At 65.9% G+C, this 18,238-nt stretch carries 16 protein-coding genes; 1 reads left to right on the plus strand and 15 read right to left on the minus strand.

Features of this window, described 5'->3' with window-relative positions:
- Positions 1–49 precede the first annotated feature (49 nt).
- The 12 genes from ACZ48C_RS11540 to ACZ48C_RS11595 form a co-directional block, all read right to left on the minus strand.
- Positions 50–304 (minus strand): DUF1272 domain-containing protein, encoded by a 255-nt coding sequence (locus ACZ48C_RS11540; RefSeq protein ID WP_464781186.1) that lies wholly within the window; start codon positions 302–304, stop codon positions 50–52.
- Between the two features lie 4 nt (positions 305–308).
- On the minus strand, positions 309–479 hold the full coding sequence (locus ACZ48C_RS11545) for an urease subunit gamma (RefSeq protein WP_454632106.1): 171 nt from the start codon (positions 477–479) through the stop codon (positions 309–311).
- A gap of 285 nt (positions 480–764) precedes the next feature.
- A complete protein-coding gene (locus ACZ48C_RS11550) occupies positions 765–1,883 on the minus strand; it encodes a branched-chain amino acid ABC transporter substrate-binding protein (RefSeq protein WP_119256832.1) in 1,119 nt (372 codons plus the stop codon).
- A 108-nt stretch (positions 1,884–1,991) separates the two neighbouring features.
- Positions 1,992–2,336, minus strand: coding sequence for a DUF6867 family protein (locus ACZ48C_RS11555; protein ID WP_119256831.1), 345 nt, complete (start codon positions 2,334–2,336; stop codon positions 1,992–1,994).
- A 26-nt stretch (positions 2,337–2,362) separates the two neighbouring features.
- Complete coding sequence (locus ACZ48C_RS11560) at positions 2,363–3,088, minus strand: ABC transporter ATP-binding protein (RefSeq protein ID WP_119256830.1); 726 nt, start codon at positions 3,086–3,088, stop codon at positions 2,363–2,365.
- On the minus strand, positions 3,085–3,984 hold the full coding sequence (locus tag ACZ48C_RS11565) for an ABC transporter ATP-binding protein (protein WP_464781187.1): 900 nt from the start codon (positions 3,982–3,984) through the stop codon (positions 3,085–3,087). The genes ACZ48C_RS11560 and ACZ48C_RS11565 overlap by 4 nt, the downstream gene beginning before the upstream one ends.
- Positions 3,984–5,375 carry a high-affinity branched-chain amino acid ABC transporter permease LivM gene (gene livM, locus ACZ48C_RS11570; RefSeq protein ID WP_318909773.1) on the minus strand — a complete coding sequence of 464 codons (1,392 nt, stop codon included), beginning with the start codon at positions 5,373–5,375 and terminating at the stop codon, positions 3,984–3,986. The genes ACZ48C_RS11565 and livM overlap by 1 nt, the downstream gene beginning before the upstream one ends.
- 3 nt (positions 5,376–5,378) lie before the next feature.
- A complete protein-coding gene (locus ACZ48C_RS11575) occupies positions 5,379–6,281 on the minus strand; it encodes a branched-chain amino acid ABC transporter permease (RefSeq protein ID WP_119256827.1) in 903 nt (300 codons plus the stop codon).
- A gap of 266 nt (positions 6,282–6,547) precedes the next feature.
- Entirely contained in the window at positions 6,548–7,102 is a 555-nt protein-coding gene (locus ACZ48C_RS11580; protein ID WP_464781188.1) for a sarcosine oxidase subunit gamma, read from the minus strand.
- A 10-nt stretch (positions 7,103–7,112) separates the two neighbouring features.
- Positions 7,113–10,070, minus strand: a complete 2,958-nt coding sequence (locus tag ACZ48C_RS11585) for a sarcosine oxidase subunit alpha family protein (RefSeq protein WP_464781189.1) — start codon at positions 10,068–10,070, stop codon at positions 7,113–7,115.
- Entirely contained in the window at positions 10,067–10,342 is a 276-nt protein-coding gene (locus ACZ48C_RS11590) for a sarcosine oxidase subunit delta (protein ID WP_454632099.1), read from the minus strand. Before ACZ48C_RS11590 ends, ACZ48C_RS11585 begins: the two co-directional genes overlap by 4 nt.
- A 7-nt stretch (positions 10,343–10,349) precedes the next feature.
- Positions 10,350–11,600: a sarcosine oxidase subunit beta family protein gene (locus tag ACZ48C_RS11595; protein WP_464781190.1), complete on the minus strand. Its 1,251-nt coding sequence runs from the start codon at positions 11,598–11,600 to the stop codon at positions 10,350–10,352.
- A 152-nt stretch (positions 11,601–11,752) separates the two neighbouring features.
- Here ACZ48C_RS11595 and cysQ point away from each other — a divergent pair, with 152 nt between their 5' ends.
- Complete coding sequence (cysQ, locus tag ACZ48C_RS11600) at positions 11,753–12,568, plus strand: 3'(2'),5'-bisphosphate nucleotidase CysQ (protein ID WP_464781191.1); 816 nt, start codon at positions 11,753–11,755, stop codon at positions 12,566–12,568.
- Positions 12,569–12,759: 191 nt separating this feature from the next.
- Here cysQ and ACZ48C_RS11605 read toward each other — a convergent pair whose 3' ends face one another.
- The 3 genes from ACZ48C_RS11605 to ACZ48C_RS11615 are packed head-to-tail and all read right to left on the minus strand — an operon-like array spanning position 12,760 to position 17,995.
- Entirely contained in the window at positions 12,760–15,858 is a 3,099-nt protein-coding gene (locus ACZ48C_RS11605) for an efflux RND transporter permease subunit (RefSeq protein WP_464781192.1), read from the minus strand.
- Complete coding sequence (locus tag ACZ48C_RS11610) at positions 15,855–16,928, minus strand: efflux RND transporter periplasmic adaptor subunit (protein WP_464781193.1); 1,074 nt, start codon at positions 16,926–16,928, stop codon at positions 15,855–15,857. Before ACZ48C_RS11610 ends, ACZ48C_RS11605 begins: the two co-directional genes overlap by 4 nt.
- Positions 16,925–17,995: an efflux RND transporter periplasmic adaptor subunit gene (locus tag ACZ48C_RS11615; protein WP_464781194.1), complete on the minus strand. Its 1,071-nt coding sequence runs from the start codon at positions 17,993–17,995 to the stop codon at positions 16,925–16,927. Before ACZ48C_RS11615 ends, ACZ48C_RS11610 begins: the two co-directional genes overlap by 4 nt.
- Between the last annotated feature and the right edge of the window lie 243 nt (positions 17,996–18,238).

Consider the following 18,238-nt stretch of genomic DNA (forward strand, 5'->3'; position numbering starts at 1 on the left):
CGGCCGGTCGCCTTCGGCGGCGATAATTTCCCTCGGGATCATGCTTTCCTCATGCAGCTTCTGCCGGCCCGCAGCCTTCGGCTTTCAGGACCCGCTTGGTGGATGCCGGATATTTCGCAAGAAGCGCCGCCGGCCGGATCGGCCGGGGGACGAACTCGCCGCCGCAATTCGGGCAGACGCCGCCGAGGACGCCCGTAACGCAATCCGCGCAGAACGTGCATTCGAAGGTGCAGATCATCGCCTCGCGGCTCTCCGGTGGAAGGTCGCGGTCACAGCATTCGCAGTTCGGTCTGATCTCGAGCATGGGCCTACCGTATCGGTTCGTGGACGGTCACGCGCTTCGTGCCGCCGGAAAAGGTCGCTTTCACCTGGGCGTCGTGGATCATTCCGGGGATTCGCTCCATGGCCCGGTCGTGCGTCAGGACATGCGCACCCGCCTCGATCGGCAGTTCGTCCTTTTCACGGGGTGTCAGGTTCATCGGCGATCCGTCGATTGTCCTCTAGAGATTCCCGATTTTCGGCACGCCAACGCCATCAAGCAAGTGCGAAATGCGAGGATGCAGCTTTTTCCGAGGGCGAAGCCGTCTTCGGCGATGACAGCACCATGTGCTTGTCCCGCCGTTGGCCGGAACCGATGCGGCTGCTCGCGCAAGTGACGGGGCACGCGCCCGGCCCCTTCGCCCACGAAAAAGCCCGGCGCGAAGGCCGGGCCGAAATCGAGGCGGTCGGGCGGCGTGCATGCGCCGCCCGTTCCGGAACGAGGACTATTCGTTCTGGGAGTAGGTGTACTTGCCGTCTTCACCCTTCTTCCAGGTGTACAGGACGTAGTCCGGACGGGTGATGTCACCCTTCTCGTCGAAGCTCAGTTCGCCGATGACGGTCTTGAACGGACCCTTCGACTTCAGGGCTTCGGCCACGGCCTGCGGGTCGTTGCCGCCGGCTGCTGCTGCGGCCTGCGCGATGACCTGAACGGCCGCGTAAGCGTAGAGCGTGTAGGCTTCCGGCTCGAAACCGGCAGCGCGGAACTTCTCGACGAGCTCCTTGGCGGCGGGGTTCTTGCGCGGGTCCGGAGCGAAGGTCATCAGCGTGCCGTCGACGGCGTCGCCGGCGATCGAAGCCAATTCGTTCGAAACGATACCGTCGCCCGAGATGAACTGGGCCTTCAGGCCCTGGTCGGCCGACTGGCGCTCGATAAGGCCGAACTCGGTGTGCAGGCCGCCCCAGTAGACGACCGTCACGCCGGCTTCCTTCATCTTGGCGATGAGGGCCGAGAAGTCCTTGTCGCCGACATTGACGCCTTCATAGAGGGTCTCGGTCACGCCGGCTTCGTTCATGAACTTCTTGGTTTCGTCGGCAAGGCCCTGGCCGTAAGGCGTCTTGTCGTGCAGAACGGCAACCTTGGCGTCCTTGAAGTTGGCCGCGATGAAGGAGCCTGCCACGGAGCCCTGCTGGTCGTCACGGCCGCAGGTGCGGAACGTGTTCCACAGGCCGCGCTCCGTATAGGTCGGGCTGGTGGCCGCCGGCGAGACTTCCAGGATGCCGTTTTCGGCATAGACTTCCGAAGCCGGGATGGAAACGCCCGAGTTGAAGTGGCCGACAACGAACTTCACGCCGTCAGCGACGAACTTGTTGGCGACCGAAACGCCCTGCTTGGCGTCCGACACGTCGTCGCCGATCGAGACCTTGATCTGTTCGCCATTGATGCCGCCGGCTGCGTTGAGGTCTGCGACCGCCTGCTCGGCGCCCTTCTGGATCTGCGCGCCGAAAGCGGCGTTGGGGCCCGTGATCGGAGCACCGATACCCAAAAGCACATCGGCCCAGGCGCTGCCGCTGAAAGCGACCATTGCAGCCAAAGCAACAGCCGACATGAGAGACTTCTTCATATTATTACTCCCAATTTGAAGCGGGTTGATTTCGACCGGGCGCAACACCCGCATTCATTGCGCCGGTATTTATTCCGCCGCCGAAGCCGGCTGCGGGGTTCCCTCTGATTATTTGGCTTTCCAGGAGAAGGGAGAGGCCTTTTCATAGAGCCAGTAGTAGTTGTTGGTCATCTGCCGCGTACGGTAGTAGCGGTAGCCGAGCGTAGCAAACAGCAAAAGCACGACGGTGTCCACGGCATAGTATTGCGGCGTGAGCATGGTGCCGTGGAAGAGCGCGTGGTGGATGAAGCGGATGCCGGCGCCCAGCAGCAGCACGTAGATGACGAGCGTGCCGTAGCTCTGCCAGTTCTCCGCAACGCTCTTGCCGGTGCGCCAGGCGGTCCAGCCGCCCATGATGACGGTGATGAAGAGGAACTGCCAGATCGACGGTTCTTCGTAGAGAATTCCCTGCATTGTCCTGTCTCCCCTGCCGGACCCGTCTAGTGCCTGCCGCCTTCGAGATAGGCGGCGCGCACTTCCGGATTGGCCAGCAGTTCCTTGCCCGAACCGCTCATCGTCACCTGGCCGTTGACCATCACATAGGCCCGGTCGGAGAGCTTGAGGGCGGCGAAGGCGTTCTGCTCCACGAGGAACACGGTCAGGCCCTGTTCCTGGTTCAGCACCTTGATGGCGTCGAAGATGCCCTTGACGATCAGCGGCGCGAGGCCGAGCGAGGGTTCGTCGAGAAGCAGCAGCTTCGGACGGGCCATCAGCGCGCGGCCAATGGACAGCATCTGCTGCTCGCCGCCCGAAAGCGTGCCGCCGCGCTGGGCCTGGCGTTCCTTGAGGCGCGGGAAGAGCGTGAAGATCTTCTCGACGTCCTCGTTGAAATATTTCAGGTTGTCGAGGCTCGCCCCCATCTGGAGGTTCTCGAACACCGTCATGCGCGGGAAGATGCGGCGGCCTTCCGGCGACTGGGCGATGCGGCGGCGGGCGATCAGGTGCGTCGGCAGGCGCGTGATGTCCTCGCCGTCGAAGGTGACGGTGCCGGCGCGGGCCTGCGGGCTGCCGCAGATCGTCATCATCAGGGTCGACTTGCCGGCGCCGTTGGCGCCGATCAGCGAGACGATCTCGCCCTTGTTGACCTCGACGTCGACACCGGCCAGTGCGCGGATATTGCCGTAATAGGTCTCCACGCCCTTCACACTGAGAAGCGTATCGCTCATTCCTGCGATCCTCCCTCAGTGCTTTCGATCTCTTCGATTTCCTCGATCACCTCTTCGACCTCATCATCTTCGACACCGAGATAGGCCGCGATAACCTTCGGATCGTTCTTCACATGCTCCGGCGTGCCGTCGGAGATCTTCTGCCCGTATTCGAGCACGACCACATGGTCGGAGATCTCCATGACGACCGACATGTCGTGCTCGATGAGCAGGATCGACGTGCCGCTGTCCTTGCGGATGGAGCGCAGCAGTTCGTTGAGCGCGAGGGATTCGCGCGGGTTGAGGCCGGCCGCCGGCTCGTCGAGGCACAGGAATTCCGGCCCCGTGCACATGGCGCGGGCGATTTCCAGGCGCCGCTGCGCACCATAGGGCAGGTCCCCCGCCGGGTCGTCGGCGCGCTCGATGAGGTCCGCCTTCTCCAGCCAGTGCTTGGCGACATCGATCGATTCCGCCGAAGCCTTCTTGTAGGCCGGCAGGCCGAGGAGGCCGAGGATCGTGTAGCCCGAGGCCTTCATCAGCTTGTTGTGCTGGGCGACGAGCAGATTCTCCAGCACGGTCAGGCCCGAGAAGAGCCGGATGTTCTGGAAGGTGCGCGCCACCTTGGCGTCACGCGTGATCTCGAAATCCGCCATGCGCTCGAGGAGAAATTCCCTGCCCCCCTTCTGGCGCATGGTGATCATGCCCATGGTCGGCTTGTAGAAGCCGGTGACGCAGTTGAACACCGTGGTCTTGCCCGCGCCGTTGGGACCGATCAGCGCGGTGATCTCGCCGCGCTCGGCCTCGAAGGAGAAGTCGTTGATGGCCATCAGGCCGCCGAAGCGCATCGACAGATGCTCGACCTTGAGAATGGGATCTTTCGTCATCGTATGGGTCGTTGTATCCGTTCCGGGCGCCATCAGCCGTGCCCTTCCTTGGTGAAGCTGCCGGAGACGGCCTTGCGCTCCTTGAGGAAGGCGGTCGGCTCACGGCTTCCGACGAAGCCGCGCGGCTTCCAGACCATGACGGTGACCATGGCGAGGCCGAAGATCAGCATGCGGTAGAGTTCCGGGGTGAAGTCGGGCCCGAAGACCTGCTTGAGGAACTGCATCTCGCGCAGGAGTTCCGTGCCCCCGACCATCAGCGCCGCGGCGACAGCGATGCCGACCAGCGAGCCCATGCCGCCGAGAACCACGATGGCGAGGATGATCGCCGATTCGAGGAAGACGAAGCTTTCCGGCGAGACGAAGCCCTGGCGCACGGCGAAGAACGAGCCGGCGATACCGCCGAACATGGCGCCCGTGGCGAAGGCCGTCAGCTTGGTCGTCACCGTGTTGATGCCGAGCGAGCGGCAGGCGATCTCGTCCTCGCGCAGCGCTTCCCAGGCCCTGCCGATCGGCATGCGGCGCAGGCGGATCGTCACATAGGCGGTGAGCAGCGCCAGCGCCAGGATGAGATAGAACAGGAAGATCTTGTAATAGGCCGAGGACATCGGCAGGCCGAAGGCCTTGGTGAAGTTGTTCGGCGCGGAAACGTCGAAGGACCAGATGCCGAAGACCGAGGCCTTGGGAATGCCCGACACGCCGAAGGTGCCCTTGGTGACTTCCGTCCAGTTGATGAGGACGAGGCGGATGATCTCGCCGAAGGCGAGCGTCACGATGGCGAGGTAGTCGCCCTTCAGGCGCAGCACCGGGAAACCGAGGATTATGCCCCAGAAGGCGGCAAGGATGCCGGCCAGCGGCAGCAGGACCCAGAAGGACAGGCCGAAATACTGCGACAGCAGCGCATAGGAATAGGCGCCGACCGCATAGAAGGCGACGTAGCCGAGGTCGAGCAGGCCGGCAAGGCCGACGACGATGTTGAGGCCCCAGGCGAGCATCACGTAGATCAGGATCTGGATGCCGAAGTTATCGACCCATTTCAGCGAGCCCTGCACGCCGAAGATCGATATGGCGAGGAAAGGATAGATCAGCAGGAACGCAATGGCGATCTTGCTGAAGTTGCGCTTGAAGAAGCTCTCTTCGGCCTCCACGGCCGGCTTTGCCGCGGCGGCGGCCTTGCGGGCGGCCATCCAGGGGCGCAGATAGGCGACGGTGAGGAAGCGGCCGACGGCGGCGACGATCACGAAGATCGCCAGCAGTCCCCAGCGCTGGTTGAGAACCAGCTCGTTGCGGATGTTCTGGGTGGTCTCGAGGCCGACGAAGAGGACGAAGAGGCCGAGCGAGACGAGGCCGGCGAAAAAGCCCTCGCGCAGAGCCCGCGCCGTCAGGTTCCCGCCGGCGCTCTCATTGGTATTCGAAATGTTGGACATGGATCAAACCTTCTCGACTTCCGGTCGTCCGAGAATGCCGGACGGCTTGAAGATCAGGACGATGGCGAGGATGGAGAACGTCGCGACGTCCTTGTAGTCGATGGTGAAGTATGCGGACCACAGGCTCTCGATGAGGCCGATCAGCATGCCGCCGAGCACGGCGCCCGGCAACGAGCCGATGCCACCCAGAACAGCAGCCGTGAAGGCCTTGACGCCAGGGATGAAGCCGTCGGTGAAGACGGTCACGCCGTAATACATCAGGTACATGGTGCCGGCGACGGCGGCCAGCGATGCGCCCATGATGAAGGTTACGGAGATCGTCCGGTCGACGTCGATGCCGAGCAGCGCCGCCATCTTGCGGTCCTGCTCCGTGGCGCGCTGGGCGCGGCCGAGCGAGGTCTTGTTGACGATGTACCAGAAGGTCGTCAGCAGCACGACCGTCAGCACCATGATGATGATCTGCTTGAGCGAGATCGCGATGCCGAAGACGTTGTAGACCGAGGAGACCAGCGGCGGAATCGGCTTGTTACGCGGACCCTGCGTGACCTGGATGAAGTTCGACAGCGCGATCGACATGCCGATCGCCGTGATCAGCGGCGCAAGGCGGAACGAGCCGCGCAGCGGCCGGTAGGCCACCTTCTCGATCGTCCAGTTCCACAGCGACGCCGTCAGCATCGCCGCGGCGATCATCACCAGCAGCAGGATGACGACCGGAAGGCCGGCGAACACGCTGGTCAGGATCAGGAAGGTGATGAGAGCGGCAAATCCGCCGAGCATGAAGATATCGCCATGGGCGAAGTTGATCATGCCGATGATGCCGTAAACCATGGTATAGCCAATGGCTATCAGCCCGTAGATCGAGCCAAGAGTCAGCCCGTTGACGAGCTGCTGCACGAAGTATTCCATATATATAATCCCCCGGATGCGGTTCCTGAAGGGCCGCATCTCTTTTTCTTACCGCTCATTTTAGAGCTTGTTCGACAAGAGGATTCCATACCGCTTTCGAGACAAAAGGGAAGCCCAAAATGCCCGGATCGACAATTTCTTTGGCCGGAAGCGTTAAATGGCGCGTTTAACGCCACGAAAACCAAAAATTCGGCAGCGAAATCGGCATTTTGCCCTCAAGGATGCGCAGAATCACGAGACGCCTGCTCCAATGCGGAACAGATGTCTCATCGCGTCGCGAAATCCACCGACAGATCGTGGCTGCGTGCCATGATCTTGAGATCGTCCACCAGCGCCCCGGCGAAGCTGCGCATCGCCACGAGATCGAAACGCGTCTCTCCGGTGCGGGCGAGATTGACGGAGAGGTGGTTGCACAGGACGTTCGCCGCGCGCCCGACATGAAACGCGTCGATATGCAGATCGATGCCGATACCGTTTGCCAGGATGCGCGCGGCATCGGGACCGGAAAGCGTCACGGCCGTCCGGCCGTGGCTCTGGTCGACGACATGGGCATGATCGCCGAGCCGGACGGCAAGCTCGGCGGCCAGCGTTTCCGGCGCATGCGCCTCCGACAGGACCAACCATTCGCCGGGGCCGGCAAAGCGTGCCTCGAATGCGCCGTCGGCGACGAGGATGCCGGCCGCCTCCGCCTTGCGGCCGGGCGCCGCCAGCACCACGGCGATCGCGAGCGCCCGGTGGACGGCGAGATGATTGGCGCGCCGCGCGGAGATCGCGCCGATCGTGCCGTCGAGCGGATGAACCGCCTGATAATCGTAAGCCATCGCCCCTACCTCACGCCATCAGCTTTGCATTGCCCGGATCGACGAAGACCGGATCGCAGACTTCCGCCATGGTCTCGGCGCCGCGCAACTGGTCCCAGACCACGATCTTCTCGCCGTAGCGCTCGCGCCCCGATTTCAGGAAGGCGAGCGCGATGGGCCCGCCCACCGTCGGCGAGAAGCAGGCGGAGCTGACCCAGCCCTGGTCGTTGAGCGTCGACGGCTTGGCACCGTCCTTCAGGAGATGCGCCCCGGCGCGGATATCCTTGTCGGCCTCCAGCGCGCGCAGTCCGACGAGTTGCGCGCGATCAGCCGCCGTCAGGCCGAAGCGGGTGGAGAGCCGCTTGCCGATGAAGTCCGGCTTGCCGCCCGCCAGCATCCGGCCGAGGCCGGCATCGTCGGGCGTGACGCGGCCGTCGAACTCGGCATGGGTGACATGGCCCTTCTCGATGCGCAGCACGTTGAGCGTCTCGACGCCATAGGCGCAGATGCCGTGCGGCGCGCCCGCCCGCATAAGCGCATCCGCCACCGCCTCGCCGTAGCCGGCCGGCACCGCCAGCTCATAGGCCAGTTCCCCCGAGAAGGAGATGCGGAAGAGCCGCGCCCTGAGATTGCCCTTGAGGCGCACCTCGCGGGCGGCAAGGAAGGGGAAGGCCGCGCTGGAAATGTCATCCTCGACCAGCGCCTGGAGGATCGTCCGCGCCTTGGGCCCGGCAATCGACATCTGCGCCCACTGGTCGGAAACGGACAGGAAGCGCACGCGAAGCTCCGGCCACAGAACCTGCGCGGCGAATTCCATATGCGTCAGCATACCGCCGGCCATGGCCGTCGTGGTGGTGATCAGGAAATGCTCCTCGCCGAGCCGGCTCACCGTGCCGTCGTCGAAGACCATGCCGTCCTCGCGCAGCATGAGGCCGTAGCGGGCCTTGCCGACGGGCAGCCGGAGCATGGGGTTGCAGTAGAGCCGATTGAGGAATTCGGCGGCATCGGGCCCGAAGACCTCGATCCTGCCGAGCGTCGAGACATCGCAGAGGCCGGCGCTCTCGCGCACGGTGCGCACCTCGCGGTCGACGCTCTCGCGCCAGGCCGTCTCCCCTGCCCGCGCGTACCAGGCCGGGCGATACCAGAGCCCCGCATCGATAAAGACCGCGCCGTTGCGCGCCGCCCAGCCATGCAGCGGCGAGCGGCGGACCGGCATGGCATGCTCGCCCGCCGACGTTCCCGCAAGCGCGCCGAAGGAAACCGGCGTGTAGAAGGGCCGGAAAGTCGTGGTGCCGACTTCCGCCGGGCTGACGCCGCGCATGCCCGCCAGGATGCCGACGGCGTTGATGTTGCCGAGCTTGCCCTGGTCGGTCGCCATGCCGCTCGTCGTATAGCGCTTGGCATGCTCGACATGGCCGAAGCCCTCGCGCACGGCAAGGCCGAGATCTCCGGTATGGACGTCGTTCTGGAAATCGACGAAGGCCTTGGATTTCGCGCCGGGCACATGCCAAAGCGCCGTGAAGGACGGATCCGCCTCCTCGCCGACGACAGGCGGCGTGAATGCGGCAGCGGGCCGTCCGAGCGCCTCGGCGATGGCCGCTGCCTTGCGCGCCCCGTCCTCGAAGCATTCCGAAAGGCGGTAGTGCCCCGCCGCGGCACCGGCCGTGATCAGCCCCGGGCCGGCATCCGGCGCCAGGAATGTCTGCAGCGCCTCCGACCAGACGGGCTTGCCGCCGCGCTGGCAGGCAAGGTGGATCACCGGGCTCCAGCCACCGGACATGGCCACGGCATCGCAGGCGATCAGCTCCTCGAAGCCGCCGCGGTCGCTGACGACGGCGCGCACCCGCTGCCGGCCTTTCGTATCGACGACGGAAGCGCCGCGAATGAGCCGCACGCCTTCCGGCGCCGCATCCGGGGCGTCCGAGCGCGTATCGATGAGCGCGGCGACCTCGATGCCCTGCGCCGAGAGGTCTGCGGCCGTGCGGTAGCCGGACGAGCCGTTGGTGAAGACCGCGACGGATTTGCCGACGGCGACGCCGAAGCGGTTGGCATAGATGCGCGCGGCGTCCGCCATCAGGACGCCCGGCCGGTCGTTGCCGCCGAAGACCAGCGGCCGCTCTTCCGCGCCGGCAGCGAGGATCGCGTGCTTCGCCACGATGCGCCACAGACGCTCGACGGGCCTTGCGGCGTCGATTGCGGCGCCATGCTTCTGCACGCGCTCGAGGGCGCCGAAGACATTGTCGTCGTACCAGCCGAAGACAGTGGTGCGCGGCAGGAGCGTGACGTTCGGGCTGTTATGCAGTTCGTCGACCGCATGACGGGCGAAGAGGAAGGGCGCCTCGCCATTAAGCCGCGTCGTCTCGCCGAGCAAAGCGCCGCCGAACACGAAATCCTGCTCGGCGAGGATAACCCGCAGCCCCGCGCGCGCCGCGACCAGCGCGGCCGCAAGGCCCGCAGGCCCCGAGCCGACCACAAGCAGGTCGCAATGCGCCCAGCTCTTCTCGTAGCCGTCCGGGTCACGCGGCAGCTTGGTGCGGCCAAGGCCCGCCGCCCGGCGGATCAGCGGCTCGTAGACCTTCTCCCAAAAGGCCGCCGGCCACATGAAGGTCTTGTAGTAGAACCCCGCCGACAGGAAGCGCGACATAAGGTCGTTCACCGCGCCGATATCACGGGCAAGGCTCGGCCAGCGGTTCTGGCTGGTGGCGACGAGGCCGTCGTAAAGTTCGGCGACCGTCGCCCTGGTGTTCGGGTCGCGCCGCGCGCCGCTGCCGACGGTGACGAGCGCATTCGGCTCGGAGGGGCCGGCCGTCACGATGCCGCGCGGGCGATGATACTTGAAGCTGCGGCCGACGAGCAGCCTGTCATTGGCCAGCAAGGCCGAGGCGAGCGTGTCGCCGGCATGGCCGGCAAGGTTTGCGCCGTCGAAGGAGAAACGCACCGCATGGCTGCGGTCGATGAGGCCGCCGGAGGTAAGGCGATAGCCGGTCATGCCGCGCCCTCCTTCTGTGCTGCCGCATCGGTTACCGCAAAGACTTCATGGGTGACATTGTCCCGCTCCACCACCAGCCAGCGCCGGCAGCCGGCCGCATGATGCCAGTGCTCGTGGATGCGCCCACGCGGATTGGCGCGCACATGCACATAGTCGTGCCAGGCCTCGTCATCGGCGAGCGGCGCGGGACGGACGGGCGTCGCATCGCCGCGGATGTAGAATTCTTCCTTGGGGCGCGTGCCGCAATGCGGACAGGAAATCAGGCTCGCCATGCTGGCCTCAATGCAGGTTCGGCTGGGTGCCGGCGCCCAGCTCGTCGATGGGGAACCCGCGCTGGAAGCGGTCGAGACGCAGCGCCCGCGCGACGTGATGGCTCTCCTCCTTCGCGATCAGATGCGCGAAGCAGAAGCCGGACGCCGGCGTCGCCTTGAAGCCGCCATAGCACCAGCCGCAGTTGAGATAGAGGTTCTCGACGGGCGTGCGGTCGATGATCGGCGAGCCGTCCATAGACATGTCCATGACGCCGCCCCAGGCGCGCAGCACGCGCACGCGGGAAAGACCGGGAATCATCGCCACCCCCTCCTCCATCACATGCTCCACGGTCGCAAGGTTGCCGCGCTGGGCATAGGAGGAATAGCCATCCAGCTCCGCGCCGAAGACCAGCCCGCCCTTGTCGGACTGGGAAATGTAGAAATGGCCCGCGCCATAGGTGACGACATGGTCGAGGCAGGGCTTCAGCCCCTCGGTGACGAAGGCCTGCAGGACATGGGTCTCGATCGGCAGCTTCAGCCCGGCCATCTCGCCGACACGGGAGGAATTGCCGGCGGCGGCGAGCGCCAGCTTGTTGCAGCCGATGAAGCCCTTCGTCGTCTCGACGCCGGTGACGGCGCCGTTCTCGCGGCGGATGCCTGTGACCTCGCAGTTCTGGATGAGGTCGACGCCGAGCCGGTCCGCGCCGCGCGCAAAGCCCCAGGCGACGGCATCGTGCCGCGCCGTGCCCGCGCGCCGCTGCAAAAGACCGCCCATGATGGGGAAGCGGGCATGGTCGAAGTTCAGGAAAGGCATCATCTTCTTCAGCGTCTCGCGGTCGAGAAGCTCGGCCGCGACGCCCTCCATCATCATGGCATTGCCGCGCCGGACATACCGGTCGCGCTGCCCGTCATTGTGATAGAGATTGATGACGCCGCGTTGCGAGAACATCACATTGTAGTTGAGTTCCCGCTCCAGCCCTTCCCAGAGCTTCAGGGAGAATTCGTAGAAAGGCTCGTTGCCGGGCAGCATGTAGTTGGAGCGCACGATGGTCGTGTTGCGGCCGACATTGCCGGAGCCGAGATAGCCCTTCTCCACCACCGCGACATTGCGGATGCCGAATTCCTTCGCAAGGTAATAGGCCGTCGCGAGCCCGTGCCCGCCGCCCCCGACGATGATCACGTCGTAATGCGGCTTCGGCTGCGGCTCCCGCCAGGCGGGCTTCCAGCCGAGGTTTCCGGCAAAGGCTTGTTTCAGGATGGAAAAGGCGGAGTAGCGCATGCGAAATCCCGGATCAGTCGACACACATTCGCATATGCAGCACAAACGGCAAGACGGGAGAGCGTCGCAGCCCCTGTCGCACGGTTCTTTCCACATGGTTGCAGCGATGCGCCACATTGCTTTCGCCCCATGCGGGAGCTAAGCCATGAGCCATGCAGAGCGACCTCGAAGAGCTGAGACAGGTGATGGAAGACGCGGCGCTCGCCGCGGGCCGCGCCATCATGACGATCCGCGGCAGCGGAGCGGACGTGCATTACAAGCCCGACAGCTCCCCGGTGACGGAAGCCGACGAGGAGGCCGAGCGGCTGATTCTCGCCGCCCTGCTGACGCATTTTCCGGCCATCCCCGTCGTTGCGGAAGAAGCGGTCGCGGCGGGGCTGGTGCCTGATATTTCCGGCGGTCTCTTCTTCCTCGTCGATCCGCTCGACGGCACGAAGGAATTCGTCGCCGGACGCAGCGAGTTCACCGTCAACATCGCCCTTGTCGAAAACGGCGCGCCCATCGCCGGCATCGTCTACGCGCCGGCGCTGTCGAACGGCTTCACCGCCGTCGACGGGCGCGCCGAAGGCTTCACGGTCGACGGCGGTGCGATCGTCGAACGCTGGCCGATCGGCTGCCGCGGCCGCGGCGGCGCGCTGACGGCCGTCGCCAGCCGCTCGCACGACACGCCCGAGACGGCGCGCTTCCTCGACGACCACGGCATCGACGCCTGCACCGCCATCGGCTCGTCGCTGAAATTCTGCCTCGTCGCCGAGGGCCTCGCCGACGTCTATCCCCGCTTCAGCCGGACGATGGAATGGGATACGGCGGCCGGCGACGCCGTGCTGCGCGCCGCCGGCGGCGAAACACGCATGCTCGACGGCACGCCGCTCACCTACGGCAAGCGCAACCAGCCCCACGACGCGGATTTCGCCAATCCGAACTTCATCGCGGCGAGAACGGGGTGGAGCGCGGGCCGGGGAAATTGACCGATTCCCAATCCCGACGTCATCCTCGGACTTGACCCGAGGATTCATGCTCCATCCGCTGCGTGTGGATGCTCGGATCAAGCCCGAGCATGACCGAGGAGAGGGCGCGGGTGACGTCGCGACGCAAGCCGCACGTCACGCCCTGAAAGCTACGCTACGCAAGTCACACCGCGCCAATCATTCCGCACATCTCACACTGCCGGAAGCGGCTCGACGGGTTCGGGCTCGGGCGCAGGCACCTCCCCGTCCCGGTCCTCCGGCTTGATGCGGAACCAGGCGATGTAGAGCGCCGGCAGGAAGAGCAGCGTCAGCACCGTGCCAACGATGATGCCGCCCATCATGGCATAGGCCATCGGCCCCCAGAACACTTCGCGCGAGATGGGAATGAGCGCGAGGCTCGCCGCCGCCGCCGTCAGCATGATCGGCCGCATGCGATGCTCCGTCGCCTCGCGCACGGCATCCCAGGCATGCATGCCCTCGCGCCTCAGGTCCTCGATCTGCACGACGAGGATGACCGAGTTGCGGATCAGGATGCCGATGAGCGCCAGCACCCCGAGGATCGCCACGAAGCCGAGCGGCGCCCCGCTGCCGAGCAGCGCGATGACCACGCCGATGAGCGCCAGCGGCGCCACCGCGAAGACGAGGAAGAGCCGCGAGAAGCTTTGCAGCTGCAGCATCAGGATCGTCGCCATGGCGAACAGCATCAGCGGCACGACGGCGACGATGGGCGCCTGGCTGTTGGCGCTTTCCTCCACCGTGCCGCCGACGGCGACCTCGTAGCCGGAGGGCATGGCCTGCCGGAAGCTCGCGACGTCCTTGTCCAGCTGCGAGACGATGGTGGCCGGCTGCACGCCGCCGGTGACGCTCGCCTTGACGGTGATGGTGGGCTGGCGCGAGCGGCGCCAGACGACCGGCTGTTCCATCTCGTAGCGGAAATTCGCGACGGCCGCGAGCGGCACGGACGTCCCGTTCGCCGTCGGGAGCTGGAGCTGGCGCAGCGTCTCGATGGACTGGCGCTCGTCCGCCCGCGCCCGGCCGATGACGTCGATCAGGTAGACGTCGTCGCGGATCTGGGTGACGGTCGTGCCGCCGACGACGCCGTTCAGCGCCGAGGAAATGTCCTGCGAGGTCACGCCGAGCTGGCGGGCCTTGTCCTGCAGCACATCGACCTTCACGACGCGGGCCGGCTCGTTCCAGTCGTAGACGATGTCCCCGAGATGGTCGTTCTTGCCGATGAGTTCGCCGAAGGCGAGCGCCTGCTTGCGCACTTCCTGGATATCCGGCCCGCTGACGCGGTACTGGATCGGCCGGCCGACCGGCGGGCCGATGTCGAGGAGCTTCACGAGCGCGTCCGTGCCGACGAAGGTCTTGCGCAGGTAATCCTGCAGGTCCGCCTTGAGACGGTCGCGCGCCTCAAGATCCTTGCTGACGATGACCGTCTGGCCGAAGGCCGGCGACGGCGGCTGCACGTCAAAGGAGAGCAGGAAGCGCACCGCGCCCTCGCCGACATAGGAGGACCAGCGCTCGATATCCGGATTGCCCTTGAGCTTTTCCTCCTCGAGTTTCGCGATCTGCGCATTGGTGTCGGCGATCGAGGCATTCTGCGGCAGGCCCCAGTCGATCACCAGTTCCGGCCGGTCCGAGGACGGGAAGAACTGCTCCTGCACGAAGCGCATGCCGAAGACCGAGACGAAGAAGATGAGCACGGTCGCGACGATGGTCGTCCACTTCCAGCGCATGCAGGTGTCGAGGATGCGCGCGAAGGTGCGGGCGAACCAGCCCTTCTCATCGTGATGCTTCTTCATGCTCTTCGGCAGGATGGTGACGCCGAGCAGCGGCGTGAAGATCACCGCGACCACCCAGGAGACGACGAGCGAGATCGCGATGACGACGAAGAGGCTGAAGGTGAATTCGCCGGCCGCGCTGTTGTTGAGGCCGATCGGGATGAAGCCCGCGACCGTCACCAGCGTGCCGGTCAGCATCGGGAAGGCGGTGGAGGTATAGACATAGGTCGCCGCCTTGCGCAGCGAATCCCCCGCCTCCAGCCGCGCCACCATCATCTCCACGGCGATCATGGCATCGTCGACGAGAAGGCCGAGCGCGATGATAAGCGCCCCGAGCGACACGCGCTGCAGGGATATGCCGTCGTAATACATGAAGACGAAGGTGATGCCGAGCGTCAGCGGGATGGAGAGTGCCACGACGAGCCCGGCGCGAAGGCCGAGGCTGACGAAGCTGACGACGAGCACGATGGCGACCGCCTCGAAGAGCGCGCGGGTGAAGCCGGAAACGGCCTCCTCCACCACCTTCGGCTGGTCGGAAACGAGATGCACGTCGACGCCCACCGGCAGCTCGTGCGAAAGCTGCTCGATCTCCTTCTCGACCGCCGCGCCGAATTCCAGGAGGTTCGAGCCCTGCTTCATGCCGATGGCAAGGCCGATGGCCGGCTCGCCGTTGAAGCGGAAGAGCGAGGACGGCGGGTCCTGGTAGCCGCGGGTGATCGTGGCGATGTCGCTGAGGCGGAAGAAGCGGTTGTTGACGCGAAGGTTCACCTCGCGAAGGCTTTCCTGCGAAGTGAACTGCCCGCCGACGCGCACGGCGACGCGCTCACCGTCGCCCTGCACCACGCCGGAGGGTGCGATCGCGTTCTGCGCCTGCAGCGTGGCGACCACCTGCTGGGTGGAGATGCCGAGCGCGGCGAGCTGGCGCGTCGAGAATTCGAGATAGATGACCTCGTCCTGCGCGCCGATGAGGTCGACCTTGCCGATATTCGGCACGGTGAGCACGCGGCGGCGGGCGTCCTCCACATAGTCGCGAAGCTGGCGGGAGGTCAGGCCGTCGGCGGTGAAGGCATAGATATTGCCGAAGACGTCGCCGAACCGGTCGTTGAAGGCGGGGCCGACGACGCCAGAGGGAAACTCACCGCGAATGTCGTTGATCATGTTGCGGACGGTCAGCCAGGTCGGCGCGACGTCGCGCGCGCGGGTCGTCGGCTTCAGGTTGACGAAGACGAGCGTCTGGCCGGGCGTCGTGATGCTGCGGCTGAAATCGAGCGATTCCAGCTCTTCCAGCTTGCGCTCGATGCGCTCCGTCACCTGCCGCGTCGTCTCTTCGACGGAGGCGCCGGGCCAGGCCGCGCTGATCGTCATCGTCTTGATGACGAAGGACGGGTCCTCCTCGCGGCCGAGATTCTGGTAGGTAAAGAAACCGAGCAGCGCGAAGACGATCATGAAGTACCAGACGAGCGAAGCATGTTCGAGCGCCCAGTCCGAAAGGTTGAACTTCTTCATAGGCTTGCCTCGTCCTCGATCTTCACTTTCTGGCCTTCTTCAAGGCTGTGCACGCCGGCGGTGACGACACGGTCGCCCTCCTTGATGCCGCTCGTCACGGCAAGGGAGTGCCCGGCGGTCATGCCCGTCTCGACGGGCACGAGATGCACCTCGCCCTTGCCCGCATCGACCAGCCAGACATGCGGCTTGCCGTCCTTGGTCAGCACCGCGCTTTCCGGCACCATGAGGGCGGTGAGGTCCGGCCCTTCGAGTTCGGCGGTGATCGTCGTGCCGAGCCGCACCGTGTCCGGCGGGTTCTCCAGCGCGATCTTGACGCGCCGCGTGCGGGTCGCCGCATCGGCGGAGGGAGCGACCTCGCGCACCACGCCCTTGACGGTGACGGCGGGATTGATCTGCAGCGACACCTCGAAGCGGCTGCCGACGGCAACGCCGCCGGAGGTTTCCGGAATGTCGACGACCGCATCGCGCTCGTCCGGCCGCGCGACCGTGACGATGGCCTCGCCCGGCGAGACCGTCTGGCCGACTTCCGCGCCCGTCGCCACCACGACCCCGTCGAATTCGGCCAGGATGCGGGTATAGGAAAGCTGCTCTTCCGCCTTCACCAGCGCCGTGCGCGCCCGCGTCACGCCGGCATCGGCCGCCTCGCGGGACTGCTCGGCACTCTCGACGGCCGCCTTGGCGGCGGCGTTCGACTGGAGCAGCGTCTTCTGCCGCTCCTGGTTGGCGACGGCGCTCGCAAGCGTCGCCTCCGCGCTGGAAAGCTCGGCGCGCGCCGAGCGGACGGCGAGCTCATAGGCCGTGGCGTCGAGCACGGCGAGCACGTCGCCCTTCTGCACGAGGTCGCCGACATGGACGCTGCGCGAAACGAGGCGGCCGGCGACGCGCGAACCGAGCGCGGCCTGGACCTTCGCCTGCACCGTGCCGGCAAAACGCGTGCCGGGCAGCGCGGAGGGCGCGACGACCAGCGACAGCACCGGCCGGGGCGGCGCGGCCGCCTCCTCTTCCTTCTTGCAGCCGGCAAGCGCCAGCGCGGCGACGACGGCAATGGCCAGCGGAACGGACATCCTCATTGGGCGCCTCCTTCGAGGGCGGTGACGGTCTGGCCGGGCCGCAGGAGCTTCGTGCCGTCGGCGACATAGGTCTCGCCTTCCTCGATGCCGCCCGAAACGAGCGCCGAGCCGGTCTCGAAGGAAAGCACCTCGACCGGGCGAAGGCTGACGGTGTTGTTCGCCTTGTCGACGATCCAGAGCGCCGGCCTGCTGCCGACGCCGGAAAGCGCCTGCCACGGCACGACCGCGACGCGGCGGGGCGCGAGCGCGCCGACGCCGACGACGGACGCGCCGAGCGTCATTTCCGGCGGCGTCTGGTCCATGGCGATCTTGACGCGCACGGTGCCGGTCTGCGTGTCGATGGTCGGGGAGACCTCGCGCACATGGCCGGTCGTGCGGACCTTGTCGTCGCGGAGCAGCGTGACGATCACGCCGTCCTTGGACGGCTGCTCGAAGAAGAGCGATTCGTAGACGTTGAAGACGGCGTCGCGCGGGCCGGTATCGGCGATGGTGAACATGGTCTGCGCGGCCTGCGCCACCTGCCCCGCCTCGGCAAGACGGGCGGTCACGATGCCGTCCGCCGGCGCGCGCAGCTCGGTATAGGAAAGGAGTTCCTTCGCCGTGTCGCTCTGGGCGATGGCGGCCTCACGGGCGCTTTCGGCCGTGCGCAGCGCGGTCTCCGCATCGTCGAAATCGCGCCGTGTGCTGATACCGTCGTTGAGGAGGGATTTCTGGCGGTCGAAATTGGCGCGGGCGAGCTTGAGCTGGGCCTCGGCGGCGCGGACGCCGGCCTCCCCGGCCTCCACATCCGCCTTCTGCTCCTCGGGATCGAGGCGGGCCAGGACCTGGCCTTCCTTCACCGCGTCGCCCACATCGACGAACCATCCGGTGATGCGCCCGCCGACACGGAAGGACAGATCCGTCTCCACCCGCGCCACCACCTCGCCGGTGATGGTGACCGTCTGCTCGCGTTCCTCGAAGTGGACCGGCGCCGTGCGCACCGGACGCGACGCGCCATCGGCAAGCGCCGGCATGGCCGTGGCGGACAGCAGCAGCGCTGCCAGCATCATTCTGCCCGATCGGGTCATCGTCGTCTCCACCGTTGCAGACACCCCATTTAATGTGGGTCCTCATTATATCGCGAAGAGCAGACTGGCAAGCCTTCACGCCATCGGGCGTTGAGCGTGCCGGGGCAGAGTGTGGCGAAGTCTTTCCGAAAAGCCAATCGGGGAACGTGCTGCGGCGAAAAATAGAAGAAGTCATTCGCCTCAGGGACGTAGCCGTCGCCCGTCCTTCAAGACGAGAAAGCCGCCGGGCAGCCCGGAAACGTT

Source organism: Shinella sp. 1A1, assembly GCF_055379515.1.